Below are 3311 nucleotides of genomic sequence, written 5' to 3'. Positions count from 1 at the left end.
TGCCCGAATTTTTATTTAAAGATAGCTTACCTATGAATGACATTCTTGAGGACAAAAATCTGAATACAATTGAGAAAATTAGAAAGATATTGTATGAGGAACATAAAGCAATTCGTAATAGTTCAAGAGGCCAATTATTTTACAAATTAATGTCTAGTCCGGAGTTTTTAACACTTTTTCTGAATCAATTATCCTCAGATGCAATTCCGGTGTATCATCAATTAATACTAAAGGGAAATGCTGACGGCTCAATGAAAGTAGCTTCACCAATTTACACTGCTGAAGTGCTTCCACTGCTCTTAAACATTTGGTTTAATCCTTCTTTTTTCAATAATGATATTGACGATGTAGATGCGAGGATTGATTATCTTGACGACCTTTTAAATAGTATGGGCGTACCATTACTTAATGGTAATTTAAAAAAAGTTTTGAAGCAGACATGGATAAAAGTCAAAGAGGATCTGTAATAGTTTTATTTACAATCGATCAGTTTAACTATTAAAAATGGCAGCCGCTTTGTAAACATTGATTTTGTAAAAGCAGAATAAAGTATCACCCATAATTACACTTTATTTGTTTGAGCACGCACCAAAAAGACCCTAGATAATAGGATTCACTGACATTTTTTGTCAGATACCATTATCTAGGGGCTTTTTTATTATATGTTCTTGATATGAGTGCCGTTGTAGCTTTGGCAAAAAAACTAAAGTGTTTTGTAGAGAATGACGAAGATTTAGCAATGGAAATGTTCTCAATATCTTGTCAGTTACCTTTGCTGCACCAAAGTATGCGGGATTTGGGAGATTTGCAGGATGAAGTGGTGATAACGAGGCTCAGCAATTATTCGAACGACTAATGAAAGTTAGGGTATAAAAATGATCTTAACCACCGACCTTTGAGTCGGTGGTTTTATAGAATCAGCCTACTGCTAGTTTCTTTTACTCACCATCTAATAGATTTGCCGTTTTAAATGAAATCAATTGAGTTATCCTCTCCATTAGCAACCATCCTCAATGCGTCTTCTAAATTTAGGTGTAGATATATGAAAAGATTTATCTTGTGACAAAACGAAGAACATTCCACTTGGAAATGTCTACGATTATTCTGACGGGAAAAGTTGCTCCACTCCTTCCTCACATAAACATTCAAAGGGGTGTGCGGGTTTTCCTGTATTGGGATTAACTAACATCTTCGTTGCCTTCTTTTGCTTTTCCGTTAGTAAATTGGTTTCGACAATGGACCCACAGGCAAAAATAATCTGGCTGATGCGTTTTTCTTTTACAACAGTAGAAATTACCTCTAGCGTATTTTCATTTGTTCCTTTTAAATAAGTTGCTTTGTTGGTCGCGTGGATAGATGAAAAAAGATTCACGGCAATAAAGCCAGTGAATCCTAATTGTCGGATATTCTTTTCAATGAACATGCTCGTCATATCTTCTACAAACGCGGATGTACTGGTCGGACGAATAGTAATAACCAGCGCTAATTTTCCTGATTTCTCTTCTTTGAGACCTTCATACCACTGTTTCCGTAAAACATAGCGATGCGTTTAGTCCTCTGATCTCCATGATTCCGTATTAATCGTAATAACTTCTTTTTTAATCATTCATCTTTCTCCCTTCTTAAATAATTTGTGCGTTAATCAATGTCACTATCACTGCTGTTGCGATTTTCGCAATCAATTTGAACCATTTCATTTTCTTCATTCGTTTCAATCCTTTCATTTTTCTCAAGCGCTAATAAGATGTCCTGTAGACATTCGGCTATCGTTTTCCATATTTCCGGACTAATCATGAGTTTCACCATTTGAATACCAGTGAAGTTTTCCTTCTACTAGTAAGCCTTGAGTAAATTCTCTACTACTAGTAGTATCCGTGATGAAGTACACCACATAGTCTTTTCCCGATCTTTGATCTACATACAAGTACAAATGAGTTAGTACTAGTGTAGGTAAGTCAGTGTCAGCTGATTTAATGATTGCTGGATCTAACTCTTCACGTTCAGCAGTGACAGATTCAAAACTCCAATCAGTTTCACCTGTTTCAATTCCAAGCTGTTCATTAAGTATGTTCATTGCTTCATCCATCATTTCTATTCATTCCTTTCTACAAAATAAAAACCCCAACGACCTGTAATAGCCGTTGAGATTAGTTATCTTCATTAATATGTCCTTCTGCTCGCATGGATAAAAACTTTCCAGTGGAACCAATAATAAGATGATCTTGTAGCTTAATCTGTAGTAGTTTCGCTGCTTTTTCTAATCGCGCTGTCAGTTGAATATCTGCTAACGAGGCGGTTTCATCTCCCGAAGGATGATTATGGGCGATACAAATTGAAACGCTATTCGATAACAGCGCGGCTTTCAATATATCTCGTGGATAAGCTAACGATTGATTGATCGTACCAATATGGATCGTTTGGATAATTGTGGGTTCTAGCTTTTGATTTAATCCCGCCATGACTAAATGTTCTCTATCCTTGTTTTCAATAAACGGTGCGAATAACTGATACAAGGCTTGTGGACTATTACATTTCCTACCTGCATAGAGTACGGATGACTCTTTCACCATCTGTAAGGAAACGATAGTTACGCGTTTCTTTGGCTCTACTTTGTTCCTCATTGTGAAGACCTTCTTTCTATTACTTTTTATGCTTTCCTACTTATAGTCTGAGTCTTTTATTCTAGTATTCCTCTGGTAATAACATTGTATGCTCAATAACCCATAATTTCTTTACTTGGAAATTTATTAATTCTTTTGTTATTCGGCATTCGTGATAGTCGATGAAGAACGGTTCCTCTTGTCGGTGAGTGATGTTAATGGTCCTTCGTTGATCATATCGATTGAACTCAAAAATTTGTAGGTAATCCATTTGAATCTCTGATTGCTTCACCTTCTCGTCAATCAAATGCCAACAGCGCAACTGAATTTCTTTCGGGACTTGTTCATTTACTCCTTTCGTGATATAGCGATTTTCTTGTGTATCGAACATTGGCTATTCCTCCTTCTAAACATAAAAATAGCCCAATCATCGATTAAGATGATTGGGCTTCATGATAATAATATATATTTGTAAATACAGTTATTTCAAAGTGCTGTCCGTAAAGTATTACTTCAAGATGCATCGTTCATTTTGACCAATGTAACTTAAGTCCAGTGTGCATTAGGTTATGTTACATTCAATACACATGAACTAAAAAACAAGCAGAGGAAGGCATACTCAAATTTATTTTTTGTAAAGACAATTTTCTTCTTGAAGATTGATTTTTTCTCATAGAAAATGACTCGTGCAATCCTTCCACACTACTGAAT

Annotated in this window: 3 protein-coding genes and 2 pseudogenes; 1 reads left to right on the top strand and 4 read right to left on the bottom strand. The window is 35.7% G+C overall.

What is annotated here, in order from left to right:
• Window positions 1-467 (top strand): annotated as a pseudogene (locus A5875_RS15325) (hypothetical protein); the annotation flags it as partial.
• A gap of 632 nt (window positions 468-1099) precedes the next feature.
• On the opposite strand, the pseudogene A5875_RS24165 reads toward A5875_RS15325, so the two are convergent.
• The 4 genes and pseudogenes from A5875_RS24165 to A5875_RS15305 all read right to left on the bottom strand — a co-directional run.
• Window positions 1100-1483: pseudogene (locus A5875_RS24165) on the bottom strand (DUF1643 domain-containing protein); the annotation flags it as partial.
• A 303-nt stretch (window positions 1484-1786) separates the two neighbouring features.
• On the bottom strand, window positions 1787-2089 hold the full coding sequence (locus tag A5875_RS15315; protein WP_088934385.1) for a 4'-phosphopantetheinyl transferase: 303 nt from the start codon (window positions 2087-2089) through the stop codon (window positions 1787-1789).
• A 58-nt stretch (window positions 2090-2147) separates the two neighbouring features.
• Window positions 2148-2621, bottom strand: coding sequence for a JAB domain-containing protein (locus tag A5875_RS15310; RefSeq protein WP_088934384.1), 474 nt, complete (start codon window positions 2619-2621; stop codon window positions 2148-2150).
• Window positions 2622-2682: 61 nt separating this feature from the next.
• Window positions 2683-2991: a DUF960 family protein gene (locus A5875_RS15305; protein ID WP_088934383.1), complete on the bottom strand. Its 309-nt coding sequence runs from the start codon at window positions 2989-2991 to the stop codon at window positions 2683-2685.
• Between the last annotated feature and the right edge of the window lie 320 nt (window positions 2992-3311).

The sequence above is a fragment of the Enterococcus sp. 3H8_DIV0648 genome, from assembly GCF_002140655.1.
GTDB lineage: Bacteria > Bacillota > Bacilli > Lactobacillales > Enterococcaceae > Enterococcus_A > Enterococcus_A hulanensis.
The sequence above is the reverse complement of the archived record's forward strand: the minus strand, read 5'-3'. Positions and strand labels throughout refer to the sequence as shown.